Origin of the sequence: Rahnella aquatilis CIP 78.65 = ATCC 33071 (genome assembly GCF_000241955.1) — a bacterium.
Classification (GTDB): Bacteria; Pseudomonadota; Gammaproteobacteria; order Enterobacterales; family Enterobacteriaceae; genus Rahnella; species Rahnella aquatilis.
This window is the reverse complement of the sequence record NC_016818.1, coordinates 856545-878940: the sequence shown is the minus strand read 5'-3', so window position 1 is coordinate 878940 and position 22396 is coordinate 856545. Positions and strand designations below refer to the sequence as shown.

Annotated in this window: 24 protein-coding genes and 1 tRNA gene; 9 read left to right on the top strand and 16 right to left on the bottom strand. The window is 49.4% G+C overall.

Annotated elements, in window-relative coordinates:
- Positions 1 to 3: 3 nt before the first annotated feature.
- Positions 4 to 1365: an argininosuccinate synthase gene (argG, locus tag RAHAQ2_RS04030; RefSeq protein WP_015696019.1), complete on the top strand. Its 1362-nt coding sequence runs from the start codon at positions 4 to 6 to the stop codon at positions 1363 to 1365.
- Between the two features lie 41 nt (positions 1366 to 1406).
- Here the strand turns inward: argG and RAHAQ2_RS04025 are convergent, their stop codons facing one another.
- Entirely contained in the window at positions 1407 to 1688 is a 282-nt protein-coding gene (locus RAHAQ2_RS04025) for a helix-turn-helix domain-containing protein (RefSeq protein ID WP_015696018.1), read from the bottom strand.
- An 887-nt stretch (positions 1689 to 2575) separates the two neighbouring features.
- Between RAHAQ2_RS04025 and RAHAQ2_RS04020 the strand changes: the two genes are divergently transcribed.
- The 4 genes from RAHAQ2_RS04020 to RAHAQ2_RS04015 all read left to right on the top strand — a co-directional run bounded on the left by RAHAQ2_RS04020 (position 2576) and on the right by RAHAQ2_RS04015 (position 5412).
- Entirely contained in the window at positions 2576 to 3790 is a 1215-nt protein-coding gene (locus RAHAQ2_RS04020; protein WP_015696017.1) for a site-specific integrase, read from the top strand.
- 140 nt (positions 3791 to 3930) lie between these two features.
- Positions 3931 to 4176, top strand: a complete 246-nt coding sequence (locus RAHAQ2_RS24795) for a hypothetical protein (protein ID WP_015696016.1) — start codon at positions 3931 to 3933, stop codon at positions 4174 to 4176.
- Positions 4177 to 4455: 279 nt separating this feature from the next.
- Entirely contained in the window at positions 4456 to 4743 is a 288-nt protein-coding gene (locus RAHAQ2_RS25460; RefSeq protein ID WP_148267114.1) for a hypothetical protein, read from the top strand.
- Between the two features lie 192 nt (positions 4744 to 4935).
- On the top strand, positions 4936 to 5412 hold the full coding sequence (locus RAHAQ2_RS04015) for a hypothetical protein (RefSeq protein WP_015696015.1): 477 nt from the start codon (positions 4936 to 4938) through the stop codon (positions 5410 to 5412).
- Between the two features lie 171 nt (positions 5413 to 5583).
- Here RAHAQ2_RS04015 and RAHAQ2_RS04010 read toward each other — a convergent pair whose 3' ends face one another.
- The 7 genes from RAHAQ2_RS04010 to RAHAQ2_RS03980 form a co-directional block, all read right to left on the bottom strand.
- Positions 5584 to 6081 (bottom strand): HNH endonuclease, encoded by a 498-nt coding sequence (locus RAHAQ2_RS04010; protein WP_015696014.1) that lies wholly within the window; start codon positions 6079 to 6081, stop codon positions 5584 to 5586.
- Between the two features lie 442 nt (positions 6082 to 6523).
- Positions 6524 to 6847, bottom strand: coding sequence for a hypothetical protein (locus RAHAQ2_RS25455; protein ID WP_015696012.1), 324 nt, complete (start codon positions 6845 to 6847; stop codon positions 6524 to 6526).
- 29 nt (positions 6848 to 6876) lie between these two features.
- Positions 6877 to 7476, bottom strand: a complete 600-nt coding sequence (locus RAHAQ2_RS25450; RefSeq protein WP_148267113.1) for a hypothetical protein — start codon at positions 7474 to 7476, stop codon at positions 6877 to 6879.
- On the bottom strand, positions 7466 to 8422 hold the full coding sequence (locus tag RAHAQ2_RS03995) for a hypothetical protein (RefSeq protein WP_015696010.1): 957 nt from the start codon (positions 8420 to 8422) through the stop codon (positions 7466 to 7468). The genes RAHAQ2_RS25450 and RAHAQ2_RS03995 overlap by 11 nt, the downstream gene beginning before the upstream one ends.
- 45 nt (positions 8423 to 8467) lie before the next feature.
- The gene (locus RAHAQ2_RS03990; RefSeq protein WP_015696009.1) at positions 8468 to 8773 is read right to left on the bottom strand and encodes a hypothetical protein; all 306 of its coding nucleotides are present in this window, start codon (positions 8771 to 8773) and stop codon (positions 8468 to 8470) included.
- A 172-nt stretch (positions 8774 to 8945) separates the two neighbouring features.
- Positions 8946 to 9737 carry a hypothetical protein gene (locus RAHAQ2_RS03985; RefSeq protein WP_015696008.1) on the bottom strand — a complete coding sequence of 264 codons (792 nt, stop codon included), beginning with the start codon at positions 9735 to 9737 and terminating at the stop codon, positions 8946 to 8948.
- A 304-nt stretch (positions 9738 to 10041) separates the two neighbouring features.
- On the bottom strand, positions 10042 to 10608 hold the full coding sequence (locus RAHAQ2_RS03980) for a recombinase family protein (RefSeq protein WP_015696007.1): 567 nt from the start codon (positions 10606 to 10608) through the stop codon (positions 10042 to 10044).
- Between the two features lie 921 nt (positions 10609 to 11529).
- Between RAHAQ2_RS03980 and RAHAQ2_RS24790 the strand changes: the two genes are divergently transcribed.
- Both RAHAQ2_RS24790 and RAHAQ2_RS03975 read left to right on the top strand, forming a co-directional pair.
- Positions 11530 to 11796, top strand: coding sequence for a hypothetical protein (locus tag RAHAQ2_RS24790; RefSeq protein WP_015696006.1), 267 nt, complete (start codon positions 11530 to 11532; stop codon positions 11794 to 11796).
- A gap of 78 nt (positions 11797 to 11874) precedes the next feature.
- A complete protein-coding gene (locus RAHAQ2_RS03975) occupies positions 11875 to 12900 on the top strand; it encodes a DUF4062 domain-containing protein (protein WP_015696005.1) in 1026 nt (341 codons plus the stop codon).
- A 423-nt stretch (positions 12901 to 13323) separates the two neighbouring features.
- On the opposite strand, the gene RAHAQ2_RS03970 is transcribed toward RAHAQ2_RS03975, so the two are convergent.
- The 6 genes from RAHAQ2_RS03970 to xerD form a co-directional block, all read right to left on the bottom strand.
- Positions 13324 to 13397 (bottom strand) — tRNA-Gly (locus tag RAHAQ2_RS03970).
- Between the two features lie 150 nt (positions 13398 to 13547).
- Complete coding sequence (gene lysS / locus RAHAQ2_RS03965) at positions 13548 to 15077, bottom strand: lysine--tRNA ligase (protein ID WP_015696004.1); 1530 nt, start codon at positions 15075 to 15077, stop codon at positions 13548 to 13550.
- Positions 15078 to 15086: 9 nt separating this feature from the next.
- Positions 15087 to 16185, bottom strand: a protein-coding gene (gene prfB, locus RAHAQ2_RS03960) for a peptide chain release factor 2 (RefSeq protein WP_015696003.1) whose coding sequence is annotated in 2 segments (ribosomal slippage) — positions 15087 to 16109 and positions 16111 to 16185 — 1098 coding nt in all. Because the reading frame shifts where the segments join, the coding sequence is not laid out codon by codon here.
- A gap of 130 nt (positions 16186 to 16315) precedes the next feature.
- Entirely contained in the window at positions 16316 to 18049 is a 1734-nt protein-coding gene (recJ, locus tag RAHAQ2_RS03955) for a single-stranded-DNA-specific exonuclease RecJ (RefSeq protein ID WP_015696002.1), read from the bottom strand.
- A gap of 6 nt (positions 18050 to 18055) precedes the next feature.
- Positions 18056 to 18775, bottom strand: a complete 720-nt coding sequence (gene dsbC / locus RAHAQ2_RS03950) for a bifunctional protein-disulfide isomerase/oxidoreductase DsbC (protein WP_015696001.1) — start codon at positions 18773 to 18775, stop codon at positions 18056 to 18058.
- Between the two features lie 25 nt (positions 18776 to 18800).
- On the bottom strand, positions 18801 to 19760 hold the full coding sequence (xerD, locus tag RAHAQ2_RS03945; RefSeq protein WP_015696000.1) for a site-specific tyrosine recombinase XerD: 960 nt from the start codon (positions 19758 to 19760) through the stop codon (positions 18801 to 18803).
- A 99-nt stretch (positions 19761 to 19859) separates the two neighbouring features.
- Here xerD and fldB point away from each other — a divergent pair, with 99 nt between their 5' ends.
- The gene (gene fldB / locus RAHAQ2_RS03940) at positions 19860 to 20378 is read left to right on the top strand and encodes a flavodoxin FldB (RefSeq protein WP_013574110.1); all 519 of its coding nucleotides are present in this window, start codon (positions 19860 to 19862) and stop codon (positions 20376 to 20378) included.
- A 46-nt stretch (positions 20379 to 20424) separates the two neighbouring features.
- On the opposite strand, the gene RAHAQ2_RS03935 is transcribed toward fldB, so the two are convergent.
- Together RAHAQ2_RS03935 and sdhE are read right to left on the bottom strand one after the other, a co-directional pair.
- Positions 20425 to 20877, bottom strand: coding sequence for a protein YgfX (locus RAHAQ2_RS03935; protein WP_015695998.1), 453 nt, complete (start codon positions 20875 to 20877; stop codon positions 20425 to 20427).
- Complete coding sequence (gene sdhE, locus RAHAQ2_RS03930) at positions 20858 to 21124, bottom strand: FAD assembly factor SdhE (protein WP_037035260.1); 267 nt, start codon at positions 21122 to 21124, stop codon at positions 20858 to 20860. Before sdhE ends, RAHAQ2_RS03935 begins: the two co-directional genes overlap by 20 nt.
- Before the next feature lie 278 nt (positions 21125 to 21402).
- Here sdhE and ygfZ point away from each other — a divergent pair, with 278 nt between their 5' ends.
- Positions 21403 to 22395, top strand: coding sequence for a tRNA-modifying protein YgfZ (ygfZ, locus tag RAHAQ2_RS03925; protein ID WP_015695996.1), 993 nt, complete (start codon positions 21403 to 21405; stop codon positions 22393 to 22395).
- The last annotated feature ends 1 nt before the right edge of the window (position 22396 follow it).

Genomic DNA, 22396 nt, shown 5'->3' with positions numbered 1-22396 from the left:
CCGATGACAACTATTCTCAAGCACCTTCCGATTAATCAGCGTGTGGGGATTGCATTCTCCGGCGGTTTGGACACCAGTGCAGCCCTGCTGTGGATGCAGAAAAAAGGGGCAATCCCTTATGCCTACACAGCTAATCTGGGTCAGCCTGATGAAGAAGATTACGATGCCATTCCGCGTAAAGCGCTGGAGTACGGTGCAGAGAAAGCTCGCCTGATCGATTGCCGTAAGCAACTGGTTGCCGAAGGGATTGCCGCCATTCAATGTGGTGCATTCCATAACACCACGGCGGGCGTGACTTACTTCAACACCACGCCGCTGGGCCGCGCCGTGACCGGTACCATGCTGGTTGCCGCAATGAAAGAAGACGGCGTGAATATCTGGGGCGACGGCAGCACATATAAAGGGAACGACATTGAGCGTTTCTACCGTTACGGCCTGCTGACCAATGCTGAACTGAAAATTTATAAGCCATGGCTGGACACTGACTTTATCGATGAACTCGGCGGCCGTCATGAGATGTCAGAATTCATGATTCAGTCCGGTTTCGACTACAAAATGTCGACCGAGAAAGCCTACTCCACAGACTCCAACATGCTGGGCGCGACGCACGAAGCCAAAGATCTGGAATTCCTCGATTCCGGCGTCAAAATCGTTAACCCGATTATGGGCGTGAAATTCTGGGACGAGAATGTGGTCGTGAAAGCGGAAGAAGTCTCCATCCGTTTTGAGCGTGGTTATCCTGTTGCGCTCAATGGCGTGACCTTTGACGACAGCGTTGAGCTGATGATGGAAGCCAACCGCATTGGTGGCCGTCATGGTTTAGGCATGAGCGACCAGATTGAAAACCGTATCATCGAAGCCAAAAGCCGTGGCATCTACGAAGCCCCGGGAATGGCGCTGCTGCACATCGCTTATGAACGTCTGCTGACCGGTATTCATAACGAAGACACCATCGAGCAATATCATGCGAATGGCCGCGTGCTGGGGCGTCTGCTGTATCAGGGCCGCTGGTTCGATCCGCAGGCTCTGATGTTGCGTGACTCCGCTCAGCGTTGGGTCGCCAGCGAAATCACCGGTGAAGTGACGCTGGAACTGCGTCGCGGCAATGACTACACCATCATGAACACGGTGTCTGAGAACCTGACTTACAAACCAGAGCGCCTGACCATGGAAAAAGGCGATTCCGTGTTCTCACCTGATGACCGTATTGGTCAGCTGACCATGCGTAACCTGGATATCACCGATACCCGCGAGAAGCTGCAAAACTACGTTGAGACAGGCTTACTGACCTCTTCTGCTTCTACCGGTTTACCGCAGGTGGATAACAATAATCTGCCGCGCGGATTACAGGTAAAGAATAAGTAATTGCTGTTAGCGTAAACGAGCGGGCAGGATGATCATCATTACTAATGCCCTGCCCGCTCAATAATTTGCACCAAATGATTTCGTGTACGGCGTTCAATTAACTGATGTGTTTTCGGGTCGTAATAACGGCTTGGCCAGATCACCGCAGGATGAACGCCAATCGCCTGACCAATCAGTATTTCCCCTTTCGGCCACGGCCGCGAAAGCGCGTTCGATAACGTCGAAGAACTTAACCCCGCAGCCCGTGATACCGCCGCCAATGTCGTACCCTTTTTACGCAGCGCCGCAATAATATCTGCCTGATGCCAGTCGTGATTATTCATGATGTTGTGCTCCTGAGGTCAGGATCACAGGGGAATGTGGGAAAGGGAGAAAGGTGGGAAACTGAAGTATTTTCATTGAGAACTCCATTCTAAGCTGATGTTTATGCACAACAGAAACTGTGCCGTTTTCCAGTAGATTTCGAGTTCTCACGCCCGGCTGCAGATTTTACCGCAGCGACGCGACTATAGCGTAAAGCGCGTAGCTAAACCCAGTGGCAAAGAACGAAACTGAGGTGATGATTCCAGATAAATTTAATGGTTTGCAAGGAGTTGCAGGGATTGCAAGTGTGCTCCTCCCCCTGCGACTGTCTCTTATACACAAGTCTCTATACTGTTGTTTTATAAGAGAATTATTTTAAGCTCGCGCTTGAGTAACTCGAAAATATTTCTTTTAAAATCAGTAAGCTATATTTCTCAAATTACGGCCATTTCCCCGTAATTTGAGATGTGTATAAGAGACAGCCCTGCGAAGGGGGAGGCTGGGAGGGGGTTTAGCAAACCCTAAAACAGTCGATATTTCCGCATTGCGATCTGACCTTAATACCCCACCCCAACCCTCCTCTTCGCAGGGGAGGGAGCTGGCCAAATTCTTACTCAGCAACCGTGCTTGAAAGCCTTCATGTTTCTTCTCTCCCTGCGCAGTATAGGCAGCTGCTTTGCATCGTTTTTAGTTTTTGATTCAAAAATTTGGATGCGCAGAAACGTCGTACAGAAAATACGAATAAGCGGGATTGACCAGTGAATTTTTTGGGATATTGAACAGATTTGGGGAAGAAGCTTTTGGAGCGGGTGAAGGGAATCGAATACAGGTACTGTTAAAGTAGTCGCTAAGTGCCTAATCCCATTGCTGATGCCGTGAATATTACATCAGAGAATGGGATAACGCTATGGGCAGCAATGCACGTAATCAGTACCTGTACAAACACGAGTCAGGCATTTGGATGTTTCAAATATCAGTGCCTAAGCATATGCGGCATTTAACAAACGGGCGGCTCCTTTTCAGAAAAAGCACTGGGCAGCGTGATGTTCATAAGGCCAGAAAAGTACGCGACCAATTAGTTGTGGAGTGGAACCACGTTAAAGAAAAGCATTCTATTGATACTGAAACCGCGGCGTTAAATCGAGCCATTCTAGCTGTACAAAAACTCGGTCAAACATGCGCTATGTCCCCTGCCGCACTGGTAATGCTGCAAGCCGTGACTAGTGAGTATCTAGCTGAGTACAGAAATACTCGAAGCCCTAGCACGTTGAGTAAGCACGCCCTTTCTACAAAATTATTTCTGGCACAGATTGGAGTGGGAGACATCCTTTTAGTGAATATCACCCGTACCGATGTGACACGGTTCGTACGTGAACTAAAGTCGAATAAATCAGTCCAGACAATCCAGAATTACCTATCAGGATTGAATTCAATTTATGAATATGCACGCCGCTGCTATGACGACATCCCCGACGCTTCTCCGTTTACTGGTCATCGGCTTGAGGCTAAGAGTACAGTTAAAAGCTATCAGCCTTTCACAGATGAAGAGATCACTACCTTAATTAAAACGGCCTCAGAAGATCTACAGGACGTTATTTTGATTGGGTGGTACTCAGGCATGCGCTTGAATGAGATCGCTTCTCTGGAGATCTCTGACGTGCAGGAAATTGACGGTGTAAGGTGCCTGCGAGTAAAGGCATCTAAAACAAAAGCAGGCATCAGGCTTGTGCCGATTCATTCTGCATTGACGAACATAATTGAGAAGTACATACGAATAAATGAGCAAGGGCAATATGGGCGATACCTGCTGACTAAAGCAAACGCCATCAAAAGAGCAGATGCCAAGCGTGGGCCGTGGTTCAGTCAGCAATTTACACGGTTAAGAAATGAGGTATTGCCCAATGCTACAGACAGGCAATGTTTTCACAGCTTAAGGGGAATGTTCATCACTTGTTTGGACAGGCAAAACATCGACGACAGTCGGATAGCTGCACTAGTCGGACATTCACAGAAGACACTAGCTAAACAGATTTATAGTCAAGGTGCTGAGCTTGAAGAATTAAAACGGATCATTGAACTAGTGGATTATCAAAGGGATACCTCCTTTAAAAAGAAGGGCTGAATCTTTTTGAGGTTTTAACCCAAATTAGCTTTGATCTGGCCGCTGTTTAGATATACAGTCAAATCTACATGTAGTGTTTGTATTTATAAAAAACACCACATGCAGTGAAAAACCCTTCAATAACGATAAGGCGTCTAAAGATGGCAAATTCAAAGCAAACCTCTAAATCAGTGGCCTCTCAGGCTGCACAAACTCTTAATAACCCTAACGCGTCAGCACTCCAAAGAAGCTTAGCTGGTTCCGCTCTTGCACAATCGGGCACAAGTAAACAAACGGGTGCTTCAATGGAATCTAAAGCGTCAGCAGCTTTGGATAACCCTCGTTCCGCTGCTTTAACGCGCACTCTTGCCGGAACAGTTGTTTCGCAGTCCGACAAAAAACGCTGAGTTACCTATGCGCAAAGGGGAGGCTTTGGCCTCCCTTTTTATTATACCCGTATCCGCAGTTCAGTTGTCTTGACTAGACCCTCTGCTATTAAGATAACAATCTTCGCTTTCCTCAGAACCAAAAGCATAAAAATCGCACTATTTTTGAACTGTTCCAACCGATCGTTTTTGACGATCGATAAGGTGATATTGATCTATCAAACCAATTATCAATGAGACCCCATTGCTGCCAGAATGACCCGTGTAATCAATTATCTAACTTGCCAAGCATGGGGTTGTATGAAGACAGTAGTTTTAGCACTAGGTCTATCATTTAGTGCGGTGGCAGTATCTGCCAGTGATTTGGGTTCTGTAACAATTCGGTTTATTGATACGTTCAGCGTATATCCTGTAAAAAATCCAACTCCAGAAACCACAAACGCGTGCATCATAGAAACAACGGATGGTATTTCGGCACATCCCGGCCCCTGCTCAAAGCACATAAGTTTATTCTTACGTTTATGGAAAGCTGGAAATCCCAATATCCCATATACAGTCGAAGAGAATGGGAAACGATGGGGCGACTGACGACTCACTTGGATAATGCACAGGTTATATATTGAATGCACAGAAGTAGCGGGGACGCTCGCGCCGTGTAACTCTGTCCTGAGAGTAATCTCAGAAGGCCGCTATAGCCTTTTATTCGTATAAGAGTACAACTAGATCGATAAAAAAACGGACACGGTCACAACGTCATACAGACCGTTTAGAGAGGTATTAGTGATAACTTCATTATGGCTGGTTAATGCTTTGACAGTAATATTAATCATAGCTGCTATCGTAGGCGTTTTCTGGGTAGCGTTGGTGCCGCTAGCTTGGATAACATTTCATGTACAATGCCTGTTCGGAATGCACCCCAACATAAAAGAACCAGCCGGTAGCCAACGAGTAAAGGATATCAATACATCGACTAGTAATAAAAAAGCACTCCCTTTTATTTATGACAGCACCGACCATTCCCGTGAATGGGATATGATGATTATTTCTGAAAGCTTCAATGAATATGGTGATGTTACCGATGGCCGAAAAGTTTATCTAACAAACATAGAGAATGAATGCATCACAGCAGTTGAGTCAATAAGGGAAAGGTTATCCACTAAAGATGAATTTCCGCTGTGTGACCTTGAAGAAACTGAAATTTCAAAACTGGTACAGGAATTATTAAAGGCGGGGTATGTAAATGTTGACGAAAATTAATTATAATTCCCGCCTAGTGAAATATATTCACCGCTCCTTAAAACCTGAATCAAAGTGAAACAAGTGCTTAACGCCTTCTGGGTGGTCACTAGTTCCTTCTGGGAACCATGACGTGATGTGCAGCTTGCTTCTTTCCTAATTGGCTTTGATTGAGGCACAATTCCACCCGCGTTATCCATGACAAGTGAAGTTGCCATGCATTTGTGCCCGCACCGCCTGCACAGCTCTGGTCAGTGTGTCCAGATTTCTGGAGCGTGCGCGCCAGCGGGTGCCGTTAGTCTGTACCTGTGCGTGGTACGCTTCCCCAACAGCGGTAATTCCTTTCGGCAGCCTGCCAGTCCTTTTATGAGTGTTCCAGTTATTCTGAGCACGCGTACAAAGTCGCAGATTCTCCGGCCTGTTGTTTCCTCTGTTACCGTCTATATGGTCAATGCATTGCCCCACAGGAATCTCCCCATTTAATAACCACCACAACACACGATGAGCTGCCAGTTTCTTACCCTTAATCTGTACAGCCCAATAGCCATCTTTGCCGTGAGTACCAGCATAACCGTGAATTTTAATCCTATTAGCTACGGAAGATTTCCAAACAAGGCCGCTAGGTGAATGCACATCAGGAGCCAGCACATCAGCCAGTATTTCAGTTATTTCTTTAGGGAATATACTCATCCGAATTCCTTATGATCATGCAGCAGCCCACCAAATGAGTTTGTGAGTTGTCTATTTAAATTATGGGAAAGAAAGTTCTGGGGCGGTACAGGTCTACTAGTGGGTGCGACCTATCAGCACTATTGCAGTAAGTAGTTCTATTTCGCGAACAAGCTCGAGATACTCGCGCACGGACGTGGCCGGTAGCACCTCGTACTGTGCGTAACAGTCGTATGTGAAACCGAGATCTACTACATTCCAACCGGTCTGGACACGAACCTCATAATCCATCGGGCAGAGATGCTGACCAGCAAAGCGCTCAGCCTCCGAGTACGGGTAGAACACATTGCACGGGGTACCAGCAACGGGGCCAATCCACCCGCCCGCCCAATGCCGCAGGCCAGAGGGTGAGTCATCCGCTAATAAGAACTGTTCTTCCAGAGTACGTACTATAGGTACCTCGTTATAAGTTGCCATTATGAGCCTCATGCAATGCTTTTAATGCAGAAACCACAACGCGGCTGTACCACCGCTGGCCGTCAAGCCCCACGAGATAAATTCCTGGATAATTTCTTTTCTCACAACCGGCTGTTTCGCCGCACTCCCGACTGCGAGCACCAACACCTCTATTCCACTCCTTCCAGACAAGCCCCGAAGGGGATTTATCACACAGTGAAAGCACAGCGTTAAACCGCGCCGCCTGTTGTACTGATACCGCACGGGAACGCGAGCGACGGATTTTCTTTGGGGTAATGACACTTACTGCTGGTTTTGTTTCAGTTCGCATACTGTCTCCTCCCAGCAATGGCGCTGGGGTTATTTAGTTGTGCCGGTTGTTCTACCGGTTGTATCGGGGATTCTTAAATGGTCATGCACGTAACTCCAGATGGATTCAAAGCTCGCATCCTGCTTGCAAAGAGTCCGCACTGTGAAGGCGTCAGGCTCATGCAGCGATATCTGAACTTGAATTCCAGAAAGGTTCTTTCCAATGAATTCACCGCAGCGGAACTCCCACCCACCACATCGGATATCACCCAGTAATTTCAGACGCTGATTAAAATCCCGTTTATAAATGAGTTTCTGCTTACGCTGCTGGTACATTTCAGAGCGCTCCTCTGAGGTTGGCTTGTACACAGATAATCCACCTTCGAGGATGGTGAAACACAAGCGGACGCGCTGCCCTGCACAGTAAGCACAGGCCAGATTTCTTGTGTAACGTTCAGAGTTTAAACAGGTAGGGCATGACCAGTTCGGTTGGTAGAACCGTTTACGTCCATCCATAATTGCGCTGTACCGCAGGGGGTTACTCTTGTGAATGCTGAGGAGTCGTTGCTGATACTCTGGATACCCCAGACGCATCAGTTGCAGCTCTCGATTTGTCGGGTGTCGCCCGTTCGGCAAGGGATTAATGTTCATACTGCAATTCATCCATGAAGATATCACCTGTAACTGGGCGGGGCTTAGTCTGGGCTTCACGTATGGAATCAATGACGGCGCGGTCAGATAGTGCATCAGGTAGGGCAACTGGTGAGGCTTGAAGCGGATACCATGAACCATCGGCCCACGCTGACAGAATCCATTTACCCGCAGGGCGAACCTGTAGAATAAATGATGTACCATCTACGTTATCGGTGGCGCCGGTGCTGAATGAGCACGAGCCAGCTTGCGTAGTGTTATTCGCCCATTCGTCCGCCGCTGCTTTCCAATTAGTACCGATACTTGCGTGTACAGCCTGCACGTCGATACCTGAACCGACAATGCCACGAACAAAGCCAATTTTGTTATCAGCTACCATCTGTAAAAGCTCTTGCACTTCTGGCTCAGAGAAACGCTTTCTAAGTAGATACTGCTGAATGTAACCATCCGCAATTACCTTGTAATCCGCAGCAGCTTTATCAGCCAACGTTTGAAGTCGGTTATTCTCAATGCGATTGATATTGTGACGCTTCTGGTGATTCATCTTATTGACCAGCTCGGATGCAATCACACCCAACAAATCATCAAGGTCATTCTGAGTATGAATCTGCCAGTCGCGGGTGATATCGCGCAGGTCTAATCGAATGCGGCCGTATGCAGTACTTCGGTAGCCGTGGGACAATCCATCAGCCGGGTAGTCAACCGCTTTGAACAGCTCTGGAAGATCCTGTATGCCCTCTGCTGCATCAACACTACTCGCGTACTCTAATGCAGAAAGCACAGCCCCACGGCCTGCGTGAGCACGCGCAGAGGCATCCGTACCGGTTACCTGAGAAGTAGTGCTTTGTGTTTGCTCAGTCGATTTAACATCAACAGCGGCATGTACCACTGCGTCGGGAGTAGGTAAAACAGTGACTTTCTTGTTGCTACTGGATTGATTATTCATGATTTTCCTTTTGGTTTGGTTAGTTCTAGCTCGACTCAGGCAGTATTAGTCAGAGTCTGTCAGGGTCGGGATAAGAGATTGCCAAGCATCATTGCCGCCTGTTTCTCCTGTTTTTCCGTCAGCAGCTCCGTAAGCAGCGTGTACAGCAATTAGGCGGGCATCTGCTGGGGTTAAGTCGCGATCTCCTACCAGATGATCTAGGGCTGCTTGTAACTCAGTATGTTGGTTTTTATTCGCTCCTCGCATCCGCTGGGCAATGTCCTGAATGGTCTGGCGTTCAACGTAAGTAAAGGTTGTATTGGCTTTGCCTGAGACACGGCTTGGTATGTGACTCGGTTGACGAATCGGCATGGGTAACTCCTTTTGTAGATAGTGCGTACGGACAGGATTGGTGGGGGGGGAGGGGCGTACCCAGCGGGGCTGAGTATTTTTAAGCAGAAGGGTTACATATATATTTATATATAAGACTTTCTTGGTGTTCAGGGGGTGCGGGTGGGTGCGGATGCCCACACCCATACTGGCATTAAATCGAATTGCGCTTGCACATATCGCGCACGGTACTGGCAGGAACCCCCGTGGCTGAATGAATCGCTTTATAACCTAGGCCCTGCTTGCGTAACTCGATGACGCGTTGCTCTGGCGTTTGTCCTGCATCCTCGATTGCGTGACGCTTCTCAGTGCTGGCTTTAAACGCTTCCAGCTCTTTCATGCGGGCTTCCATATCAGCAAGACGTTGTTCATGGTCATTCAGCTTGCGCACAACCATAGCAGCATTCTGGAGGCTCATTAGGCCGGAACTCAGGGTGTCTGCATCCATGCGGATAGGATTTCCCTGTGCAACTGCTGTTATTACTGCGGGGTGGCTGGCATTTGCTTTGAGGGCTTTCTTCATACGTTTACGCTGTTGTGGGCGACTCATCACGGGCTTAACTTCCTTTCCGGGTAAAAGGTCACGTACAATATTGATGCTAGGTTGAGTCTCGCCTGTGTGGTAAACATCAAGCGAGGTTTTTACCGCGAGCGTAACCTGTGATTGGTTCAGGCTAATTCGGTTAGGATTCTGCATTGCAATACGTCTGATAGCGCTCTCAGCACGTAGCTTGTCCGCTATCGCTGTCTTCATATCATCTCGCCCGTGTAGATCCTTATAGCGTCCGTGCAGTGCTTTTAGTGAATGGGCTTGTAAGTCATTGGCTGAGGGAATCCAGCCACGTTGAAACATGCCCCAAAAGTGTACGTCCATCTTTGTAAGATCTGGCGGTGTGGTATCGGTACTAAACTGCTTTGGTAATTCATATTCATCTAGTTGAAACATGCTTTCCTCCACCGAAACCCCACGATATCCAGACGCAACTACGCGCACCACTTAAGTGTGATGTACCTTGGCGATTCTACATTTGGGTTTATTCGGCTTGCTCAGAATGGCTGATGGGGAAAGCTCATCCGACTTGTGATTTCATAAATCACAGGTTGAATATTCTCTCTATTATACTCAGGTGGGAACACAGTCTTATCATCTCCCCTTTAAGTGGGCACCCTAAACACCTATGCGGTGTCCCCCTCTTCCCCTAAGAGTGCTATTCTAAGTACCTTTACAGTAAAAACAGACAGTTACAGTACTATGTATTACTGGGTTCTGAGTTGAGTTCACGTTTAATACGGTACACGGTTGCAACGCCACAACCAGCCAGCTTAGCGACCTCATCATTGTTTAAGCCGCGTTCGAGTAGCTTCTGCACCTCTTGTCGTAACACGCTGTTCTTGCTGCGACCTTTGAACTTGCCCTCTGTCTTAGCAACTGCAATTCCTTCTGACTGGCGTTGACGGATGAAGCTACGCTCTAACTCGCCAACTGCACCCAACATAGTGATCATGAATCGGGATGTTGGGTTTTCTGAGAACTCCATTCCGTTATCAATGAATCGAACCGTAACACCAGCGGCTAGCAGCTCATCTAATATTGTGAGGAGATCCTTAGTGTTACGTGCCAGACGATCAACACTCTTCACTATCACTTCATCACCAGTACGCACACGCTGTAACAAGAGTTGTAACTGCGGTCTGTCAGTGCTCTTGCCTGATACCTTATCTATTACAAGCTCATCACACAGCGGCTCCAATGCTGCTTCCTGACGTGCTGTGTTCTGCTCTGCGGTTGATACTCGTATGTAACCAAACTTGCTCATGCTGTCACCCTAAATACCAATTAAGTCACCCTAACGATAGTCTATCATTAGAGTTACAACAAGCCTTATTTGATAGTTGATACAATGCAGTACTTACCTATCGATGGTGTGTACTCAAATGAGATAGGAGCAAAGCTTATATTGATGTGTAAAGAACAACTTAAGCCCACAAAATTGCACAGAAAAGGAGGAAAGTAGACAGGTAGCAGAAGGCTACGGGGGCAAGCGAGGCAGCATAAGTGGAGGAACTCACTCATTTAGAAATAATAAAATTTAGTTCGCACTTGGCATAAGTGTAAAAAGACAATTAATAGGTTAACTAAGATAGGAAGCAAAGCGTTTGCTGAATGGACTTTTTCAAAAAACTTCACTAGGAAGCATTAGATAAAATACTATTTTTAGGCTTCTGGAGTGTACCGCCGCGCCAATATGATTTTTTAGAATAGTAATTAAGATCAATATAGCGTTTTTTTCTAATGTTTAATAAACCGGCAGTCGATCACCTTTCGTAAAAATATAAGAAAATCGCATCTCAGATATTGACAGGTTTGTCGCGCCAGCAACGGCGGACTCCGCAGCCTTGGCCCGTTAATTTCTCCCCAAGTTATCCACAAATCTGGTCATTATCTTCACTTGCCAAAGGGCCATTCAGTCACTATCTTGATCATTACTTGAGCTAGCACCACTACATGTTGTGCTCTTAAGCAAAAAGGCCGAATCCACAATAGTGAATTCAGCCTATTTAAGATGCGTGATCACTAAAAATCGCCAAATTTTTAGTTAATTGATAAAGCTGCACCTACTTCCTACATTCAACAGTCGGATTGTAGTCATGCTAATCGAGTCATGCAAATAAACTTGCAACCTAAAAGTTGATCTCAACTAAAAGTTGATTTCAAATCAAACATTAAGGTATTCAACATGACTATTTGTACTCACCAACATCGTTACGATGAATCTCTAGCTAGATTGCCACATGATCAGGGTGGCATGGGCCGTCATAAATGCAGTGGTTGTGCTTATGATCAAGGCTACGCACTGGGTTTAACTCGAACATGTCGTGCATCCTTAGATTTAAATACTCTTCCATTTAGCCAAGCTGGGATTGTTCGCCATAAAAGTCCGCATGCTGCGTTTGCTGATGGTTACAGTGATGGCGTTCGCGACTCTTATTCTAAAGCAGGTTAATATCTCGCAGGGAGAGATAATTCTCTCCCTGCGACTCTTGGTGTAGATCATAATATAATTAATTACAAGAGTATTATTATGGATAAAAGATATCAGGTATTTGTTAGCTCTACTTTTACCGATTTAAAGGATGAACGCAGTAACGTTATCCAAACGTTAATGGAAATGGACTGTATTCCCGCTGGGATGGAATTATTTCCGGCTATTGATGAGGAACAGTGGGAGTTTATAAAAAAAATAATCGATGATTGTGATTACTACCTTCTAATCATCGGCGGCCGTTACGGTTCCGTAGCCGAAGATGGCCTTAGTTATACGGAAAAAGAATTCGACTATGCTGTTTCCAAGGGCATTAAAATTATTGTACTGACACATGAGAATCGTTCTGAATTACCAGTTTCCAAGTCAGAAATAAATGAAGAGCTAGTTAATAAATTGGAATTATTTATTGAAAAGGCTTCCAAAGGTAGACTTCGAAAGACATGGTCAACAGCGAAAGATCTTCCCGGCTTAGTGGCCTTAAGTATGACTAAAACTATAAAGACTTATCCTGCGGTTGGCTGGGTACGTGCCAATAGCATAGGTAATGAATCTGATTTACGGGAAATGATAAAACTTCAGAAAGATTATGAGATTTTGAAAAATGAATTGATTGACATTAAAAATAATAATATTAAATTTGAGTCACTAAATTTAGTGGGTATTGAAAGTGTATTTAAATTTACTTGTAAATCATATTATACAGCTCAACAGATTGGCAGAGCAGGGGCAAGGGAGTGGAATGTAGAAATGTCCTGGCGAGATATATTTTATACTATTTCACCTTACTTATCTGAATACACAGCAGAAAGTAAAGTATCTAATATAATAGTTGAAGCTGCACAAAGAAAATTAGGGAAAGGAGGCACTACTCCATCTGTTATCTCACAAGACTTGAAAACTATTGGCATTCAACTCCAAGCTTATGGATTAATTTCTATAAAATCCCTCAAGACTACAGCCGGGAGTATGGCTTTATTTTGGATTCTGACAGACTCCGGAAAAAGCGAAATGCTCAAACTTAGAACGATTAAAAATGAGCCATCGCAAGAGTTGGACCAATAGAAACCATAAAGCCCCGTTGGTGGTAATACACCATGCGGAGCGGAGCGACTTCATTAATGTAACCTATAGCAGAGTCTTATCAGGATAACCGTGTATCCGTGAGGAAGCGTGGCTGAACCGCTGGCAGAGCCTGCATACGTTTGCAGGTACGTTACCACCATAGACCTGTTTAATAACATCGGGCTTGAATGCGCCCTGCTATGAGCTTTGGGAGAGTTTAGAGCCTTTAGAACGGCATAGAGTTCTTGTTGTGCTATCGCGGTAAGACGTGGAACGACCGCCAGCGGTTTGATATGCTCCCAGAACCACACACCAAAACACGACAGTTCTGGGATAAGTCACGGTGATACTTTAAGGAGTATTCGAGGATTCAAACGCCTGATAACTTGCTGATTTAGTTATTCTTAATAAGTCAGAAGCTTCTGGAGCGGGTGAAGGGAATCGAACCCTCGTATAGAGCTTGGGAAGCTCTCGTTCTACCATTGAACTACACCCGCATCGGTGTGCGACTGGCATTATAACCGGTTACGACGGCGGAGCAAGACGTGATTGCGGATAAGCGCTGGAGTTTTAAGCAGTTAGCATGTGGCGTGATCTGCAGCATGAAAAAGGGCGCCGGAGCGCCCTTTGTTGTTTCTGAGGAAAACTTATTTCTGAGTCTGCGGACGCATTGCCGGGAACAGGATGACGTCGCGGATGGTGTGGCTGTTGGTGAACAGCATCACCATACGGTCGATACCAATGCCCAGACCGGCGGTCGGTGGCAGGCCGTGTTCCAGCGCTGTTACGTAGTCTTCGTCGTAGAACATCGCTTCGTCGTCGCCGGCATCTTTCGCAGAAACCTGATCAGCAAAGCGCTGTGCCTGATCTTCGGCATCGTTAAGCTCAGAGAACCCGTTACCGATTTCACGGCCACCGATGAAGAACTCGAAACGGTCCGTGATTTCAGGGTTCACGTCATTACGGCGCGCCAGCGGAGAAACTTCTGCCGGATACTCGGTAATGAAGGTTGGCTGGATCAGCTGTGCTTCGGCGGTTTCTTCGAAGATCTCGGTCACGATACGGCCCAGACCCCAGCTCTTCTCGATGTTGATGCCGAGTGATTCTGCGATAGCGGTCGCTTTAGCCAGATCGTCGAGATCAGCAACGTTAGTTTCCGGACGGTATTTGCAGATCGCTTCACGCATGGTGAGTTTGGCGAACGGCTTACCGAAATCAAACGTCTGATCGCCGTACTGCACCACACTGCTGCCCAGAACGGACTCAGTCAGGGTGCGGAACAGGGATTCGGTCAGAACGATCAGGTCTTTGTAATCCGCGTACGCCATGTAGAGTTCCATCATGGTGAACTCTGGGTTGTGACGCGGAGAAACGCCCTCGTTACGGAAGTTACGGTTGATTTCGAATACACGATCGAAGCCACCGACAACCAGACGTTTCAGATACAGTTCCGGCGCGATACGCAGGTACATATCGATATCAAGCGCATTGTGGTGAGTAATGAACGGACGCGCCGCCGCGCCGCCAGGGATCACCTGCATCATCGGGGTTTCGACTTCCATGAAGCCGTTTTCCACCATGAAGCTGCGGATGCCCGACATGATCTGAGAACGGATCTTGAAAGTTTTACGGGAATCTTCGTTAGCGATCAGGTCGAGATAACGCTGACGGTAACGCGCTTCCTGATCCTGCAAGCCGTGGAATTTGTCCGGCAACGGACGCAACGCTTTAGTCAGCAGACGCAGTTCAGAACAATGGATCGACAGTTCGCCGGTCTTGGTTTTGAACAGTTTACCGGTCGCCCCCAGGATATCGCCCAGATCCCATTTCTTGAATTGCTCGTTGTAGATGCCTTCTGCAAGGTCATCACGCGCAACGTAAAGCTGGATACGGCCGCCGACATCCTGCAGGGTCACGAAAGACGCCTTGCCCATGATACGGCGGGTCATCATACGGCCACCGACAGTGACTTCGATGTTTAATGCTTCCAGTTCTTCGTTGGTCTTTTCGCCATATTTCGCATGCAATTCATCAGAGATGCTGTCACGACGGAAATCGTTAGGGAAAGCGATACCGGATTCGCGCAGTAAAGCCAGCTTCTCACGACGAGATTTCAGCTCGTTGTTAAGATCTGGTACGTTTTCTGCGCTTTGCGCTGCTGGTTGTTGCTCAGACATTTTGGTTCCTCATAACCCGGCTTTCAAACTTGCCTCAATGAATTTATCCAGGTCGCCATCCAGTACGGCCTGCGTATTTCGCGTTTCAACACCCGTGCGTAAATCTTTAATACGCGAATCGTCCAGCACGTAAGAACGAATCTGGCTGCCCCAGCCGATGTCAGACTTGTTGTCTTCCAGCTGCTGTTTGTCCGCATTTTTCTTTTGCATTTCATACTCATAAAGCTTCGCACGCATCTGCTTCATGGCCTGATCTTTGTTTTTATGCTGGGAGCGGTCGTTCTGACACTGGGTCACAATGTTGGTCGGAAGGTGGGTAATACGTACCGCAGATTCCGTTTTGTTGACGTGCTGACCACCCGCACCTGACGCGCGGTATACGTCGATACGCAGGTCGGCAGGGTTAATTTCGATTTCGATATCGTCATCCACTTCCGGATACACAAACGCGGAACTGAAAGACGTATGGCGACGGCCGCCGGAATCGAACGGGCTTTTACGCACCAGGCGGTGAACGCCGGTTTCCGTACGCAGCCAGCCGAAGGCATAATCGCCGATGATCTTGATGGTGGCAGATTTAAGCCCGGCAACTTCGCCGTCGGACTCTTCGATCACTTCAGTTTTGAAACCTTTGGCTTCTGCCCAGCGCAAATACATGCGCAGCAACATGCTCGCCCAGTCCTGTGCTTCCGTACCACCGGAACCGGCCTGGATATCGAGATAGCAGCTCGCACTGTCGTATTCGCCGGAAAACATGCGGCGGAATTCCAGCTGTTCCAGTTTGGCGGTCAGTACATCGAGTTCGGCAACCGTTTCGTTGAAGGTGTCTTCATCATCGGCTTCAACAGCCAGTTCCAGCAGGCCGGTCACATCTTCCGCGCCCTGCAACAACTCATCGATAGTTTCAACGATAGCTTCCAGTGAGGAACGTTCTTTGCCCAGCGCCTGTGCGCGTTCTGGCTCGTTCCAGACGTCCGGCTGTTCCAGCTCGGCGTTTACTTCTTCGAGGCGTTCTTTCTTGGCATCATAGTCAAAGATACCCCCGAAGAACGACTGTCCGCTCGGACAGGTCCTGAATGCGGTTTTTAACCGGATTAATTTCAAACATGATTTTTCGCGTCTTACGTTAGATTCGGAGTTGGCCCAATGCCATTCGAACCGCCGATTCTAACGGAATTAGCGGTCTTTTTATAGCAAGGAGCCGTTTTTTTGCAGGGTTTATTGCGGGCAAAAATCGCTTATTTCGGCCATAAATGTTCGATAATCAACTGAACGCTGCGATTTCCCCGAAATTCATTGATATCCAGCCGGTAGGCCAGTTGCACTTCGCGGATGCTGCTGTCCGGCCAGAAAGTCGGATCGATATTAAAAGCAATACCGTCGAGCAACGGGCCGCCGCCGACAGGTTCAATCATCAGCTTGAGATGACGCTCTTTCAGCAGTTTCTGTTGCAGGATACGGAACCTGCCGTCAAAGGTCGGTTCCGGGAACGCCTGCCCCCACGGGCCGCCGTCGCGCAGCATTTCAGCCGTATCAATCGTCAGTTCACGCGCCGACAGCTCGCCATCCGACCAGACCACCCCTTCCAGATGTGAAGGATCCAGCCATTCCCCGACCAGTCCGGCGAATTTGTCTCTAAATTCGTCGAACTTATGGGCTTCCAGCGACAAACCGGCGGCCATCGCGTGTCCGCCGAATTTCATCATCAGACCGGGATTAAGCGTATCGAGGCGCTCCAGCGCATCGCGCATATGCAATCCGGCAATCGAGCGACCGGACCCTTTCAGAATGCCTTCACCCGCCGGTGCGAACGCAATCACCGGCCGGTTAAAGCGCTCTTTCAGGCGAGATGCCAGAATGCCGACCACGCCCTGATGCCATTCCGGATGGTACATCGCCAGCCCGAACGGCAGCGCGTCGGTACTGCGTTCCAGCTTGTCACACAGCGCCAGTGCTTCGACCTGCATGCCCTGCTCTATCTCACGGCGGGTCTGGTTCAGCGCATCTAAATCGCTGGCCAGCGCACGCGCCTGCCCGATGTCTTCGCTGAGTAACAGCGCCACACCCACCGACATATCATCGAGACGTCCGGCAGCATTCAGCCGTGGCCCGATCGCAAAACCTAAATCACTGGCGCACAGCGTACGGGCTTCGCGCCCGGCCACTTCCAGCAGCGCCCGGATCCCCGCACGGCATTTTCCGGCACGGATACGGTTCAGCCCCTGATACACCATGATGCGGTTGTTGGCATCGAGCGGCACGACGTCCGCCACCGTGCCGAGCGCCACCAGATCCAGATGTTCCGCCAGATTCGGGATCGTCAGACCGTTTTGTTCAAACCAGCCGCTTTCACGCAAAGCACTACGCAGCGCCAGCATCAGGTAGAACGCCACGCCAACACCCGCCAGCGATTTGGAGGGAAACTCGCAGCCGACCAGATTCGGGTTAATGATCGCTTCGGCATCCGGCAATGTTTCGCCCGGTAAGTGGTGATCGGTGACCAGCACCTGAATGCCTTTTTCGTGGGCAAGCGTCACGCCCGCGTGGGAAGAAATGCCGTTATCAACGGTGAGGATCAGCTCCGCACCGCGCGACGCCGCCTGTTCAACCACTTCCGGGCTGAGGCCATAGCCGTCTTCAAAACGGTTAGGTACCAGATAATCCAGATTCCCGCAGCCCATGCTGCGTAACGACAGCAGCGTCAGCGCGGTACTGGTTGCGCCATCGGCATCAAAATCACCGACGATAATTATACGCAGACGCTCAGCCAGCGCTTTTTGCAGCAAGGCAACGGCGGTATCAATGCCATCAAGCTGCTGATAAGGCAGCATGCCGCGAACGCCGCGTTCCAGCTCCTGGCTTTGTGTCACACCGCGGGCGAGATACAGGCGGCGTAACAGCGGGGAGAGTTCGGCGGGAAGATCCACGCCAGTCGCCGCCTCACGGCGGCGAAGTTGAGTCTGCAAGGTCACGAAAAATCAACCACCGGTTTTATGTGAAGGATCCTGCTGGTCGAGCATGGCGGCCATTTCTTTTGGCGGCTGATAACCAGGGATCAACGTTCCGTCTTCCAGCACGATGGCCGGAGTGCCTGTCACGCCGAACTGAACGCCCAGCTCAAAGTGTTTCGCAATATCACTGGTTTTGCAGGTAGCAGGCGTGATGTCATCGCCACGCATTGCCGCATCAAAGTTGGTTTTGCGGTTGCCTGTACACCAGATCGACTGCATGTCTTTCTCGGTTTTGGAATTCAGCCCCTGACGCGGGAAGGCCAGATAACGGATGGTTATGCCAAGATCGTTATAGTCCTGCATCTGCTGATGCAGCTTGTGGCAATAGCCGCAGGTGATGTCAGTAAACACCGTGATCACATGCTTTTCGTTTTTGGCTTTATAAATGATCATCTCGTTTTGTAACGCATCCATCTTCTTCACCAGCGTTTTGTTGGTGACGTTAACCGGATGGCTGCCGCTGACGTCATACAGCGGGCCCTGCAAAACGTGCTTGCCGTCGTCGGTAATGTAAAGGGTGCCGCTGTCGGTAGAGACCGCACTCAAACCGGTTACCGGCGAAGGCTGGATCCCGGCATGGCTCATGCCCAGTTTGCCCAACGTGGCTTTGATTGCTGCTTCGTCAGCATGGACCGCGGAACTCATACACGCAGCCAGAAGTGTCAGCAGCATTAAACCTTTTTTCATCATGTCGTCCTTTTTCTCCGGCCTGTTACGCACGGGGATGATGTTGTTGATGTAGCAGTTTGAGTCGTTCAGTCGCTACATGGGTATAGATTTGCGTGGTCGATAAGTCACTGTGACCTAACAACATTTGCACGACGCGCAGATCCGCACCGTGATTCAATAAGTGGGTGGCGAAAGCATGGCGCAGAACGTGGGGAGACAACCGTTCCGCATCAATGCCCGCAAGGATCGCATAGTGTTTGATGCGATGCCAGAACGTCTGGCGTGTCATTTGCTGCGCCCGGTTACTGGGGAACACGATATCCAGCGACTGTCCGTTCAGCAGCCACGGCCTGCCGTGTTCGAAATAATTTTCGATCCAGTACACGGCTTCTTCGCCCATCGGTACCAGCCGTTCTTTGTTGCCTTTACCGATAACCCGCACCACCCCCTGGCGCAGGCTCAGATCGCTGAGCGTCAGTCCGACCAGTTCGGAAACACGCAAACCGGTGGCATAAAGCAGCTCCAGCATAGCTTTATCGCGCAGTTCAAGAGGCACATCAACACTCGGTGAGGCCAGCAATGCGTCAACCTGCGCCTCGCTGAGGTCTTTCGGCAGGCGTTGCGGTAATTTTGGCGAAGACAGCAGCGCGGTCGGGTCATCCTGGCGCACGGATTCGCGGTTCATATACTGAAAGAGGCGACGCATCGCGCTGAGCAACCGTGCTGAGCTGGTGGCTTTGTATCCCCCCTCGATCCTCTCGGAAAGGAATAGCTGTAAATCTTCGGCGCTGACATGCAGCAGATCCGTGTTGTTATGATGCAGCCAGCCCAGCAGGGATTTCAGATCCTGACGGTAGGACGACAACGTATTTTCAGCGAGATTGCGCTCGATCCAGAGCATATCCAGAAACTGCTCAGTCAGGCTCTGATCGGCCTCATTGACCGCTTGTGCCGCCTGCTCAGGCGTAACATCCTGAGGACGCGCATTATCTTGTTTTGACATTCCGACTCCTCTTACTCACGACGGCCATTATGCCTTTCATGCGCTCAAATCTGCTACACTGCCTGCCATTCGTATTCTGATAACGTTATGGCAGCAAGTATGAAGATCGGACTTTTCTACGGTTCCAGCACCTGTTACACCGAAATGGCGGCGGAAAAAATCCGCGATATTTTGGGCGAAGAACTGGTTGATTTGCATAACATAAAAGATGTTGATCCCGACAGGATGGAAGACTACAACATCCTGATCCTGGGCATCCCGACATGGGATTTTGGCGAAATCCAGGAAGACTGGGAAGCGGTCTGGAATCAACTTCCGACGCTGAAATTACGCGGCAAAATCGTGGCCATGTATGGCATGGGCGACCAGCTCGGCTACGGCGAATGGTTCCTTGACGCACTCGGCATGCTTTATCATCAGTTGGTTCCCCTTGGCGTGCATTTCATTGGCTTCTGGCCGACAGAAGGCTTTGAATTCACCAGTCCGAAACCACTGAGTGCGGACGGTAAACATTTCGTCGGGCTGGCTCTGGATGATGTGAACCAGTTCGATCTTACCGAAGAACGCCTGCAACAATGGTGCGAGCAGATCCTGCTGGAAATGGACGCCCTGCTTTAACGCAGCATAATAAATCAGCGTCAGCCTTCCATGAACATGGCCTCTCTCAGCCCGGTTTTGCCGGGCTGCGCGGAGTGCTACTGAGCAATATCTGTCGCAACCGCCGCCACTCCTCCAGACTCATACTATCCGACGCCAGCCATAATCGCTGCCTTGAACTGCGCATCGCCTGCGCCAGCCCGCCTTTACGCTTTTCGCGACGCAGCGAGAGCAGTACGCCATGGCTTATCATCCATACCGGTTGTTTAATCTGCCATTCATGGCCGCGCCACAAAAGACGGTTATCCTCGAGCAGGATCATTTCGCCCGTACGCGCCGTAATACGCCGCTGGCTGCGGATGCATTCAAACAGCACCAGCAAAAGCAACGCCATCCATACCGGCCAGTAACCTGCAGGCCAGGGTGCCAGCAAAATCAGCAACATCACTCCGCCATAACATCCCAGTGAAATCAACTGACTGCGCCAGGACACCCTGAGATCACATCGCCACAGGGCCACGGGCTTTGTTTCGAGTCTGGATAAGGGCGACCATACGCTGCAATTCGGTGTCTTTCGGTTCGCCGTGATTCATCAGCCAGTTGAACAGATCCGGATCATCACAGGTCAGCAGGCGGACAAACACTTCTTTATCGGTCTCGCTCAGCGAATCATATTCATATTCGAAGAACGGCATGATGGAGATATCCAGCTCGCGCATGCCACGACGGCAGGCCCAGTGAACGCGGGATCGATTATTAATATCCAGTGGGTTTTTGCTTTCCATAACAAGACTCTTTTTTAGGATACAGAATGAGAATTCTTTTATATAGAAAGCGATTCTAACAGCCCGTTGCGCAGGGGCGTAACTTTTCAGTGCCCTGTTTTGTCAATCTATGTGATGTGCTGGAAAACCTGATGCAAACCTGCCGTTTGTCTTACATTCTCTGGAAGGCATCCTGGAAAAGGCACCAATAACTGTTTTCAAAGCGGGTGGGCTCTTTTACCATGAGGCATCAGTCACATTTCACAGACCGGGATTAGAAAATGGCTAACGAATTTCCCTTTCCACCGCAAAAACCTTCAGCGTCTTCCCACCTTCCGCTGACGCTGATTTCACTGGAAGACTGGGCACAGGTGACCATGACCGGTGCAGACACCGTGAAATACCTGCAAGGCCAGGTCACTGCGGATGTCGATGCACTGGCCGCCGATCAGCATATTCTCTGTGCGCACTGTGATGCGAAAGGGAAAATGTGGAGTAATTTGCGCCTGTTCAAGCGTGGCGATGGTATGGCGTTTATTGAACGCCGCAATTTACGCGACACACAGCTAACGGAAATCAAAAAGTACGCGGTATTTTCTAAAGTGACGTTCACTGCCGATGACGATGTGGTGCTGCTCGGTGTGGCCGGTTTTCAGGCCAGTGCGGCACTGACCGGACTTTTTTCAACCTTGCCAACGGCGGAACAGCAGGTCGTACAACAAGATGAAACCACCCTGCTGCATTTCTCCCTGCCCGCCGAGCGTTATCTGATTGTCACCAGCCCGGAAAAAGCCCGTCAGGTGGTGGAAGAACTGGGTGAACAGGCACAGCGCAACGACAGTCAGCAATGGCTGGCGCTGGATATCGAAGCCGGTTTCCCGGTCATTGATACCGCCAACGCCGTGCAGTTTATCCCGCAGGCCACCAACATTCAGGCGCTCGACGGCATCAGCTTTACCAAAGGCTGCTATGCCGGTCAGGAAATGGTGGCGCGTGCGAAATACCGTGGGGCGAACAAACGTGCACTGTACTGGCTGGCTGGTAAAGGGAGCAAAGTACCTGCACCGGCGGACGATCTCGAACTGCAACTGGGTGAAAACTGGCGCCGGACCGGCACCGTTCTCGCGGCGGTTCAGCTCAGCGACGGCACGCTTTGGGTTCAGGCCGTGCTGAATAACGATCTGCAAGCCGATGCCCGTCTGCGGGTGCGCGATGACGCGACCAGCCAGTTGAGCATTCAGCCGCTGCCGTATTCGCTGGAAGAAACCAAGTAAC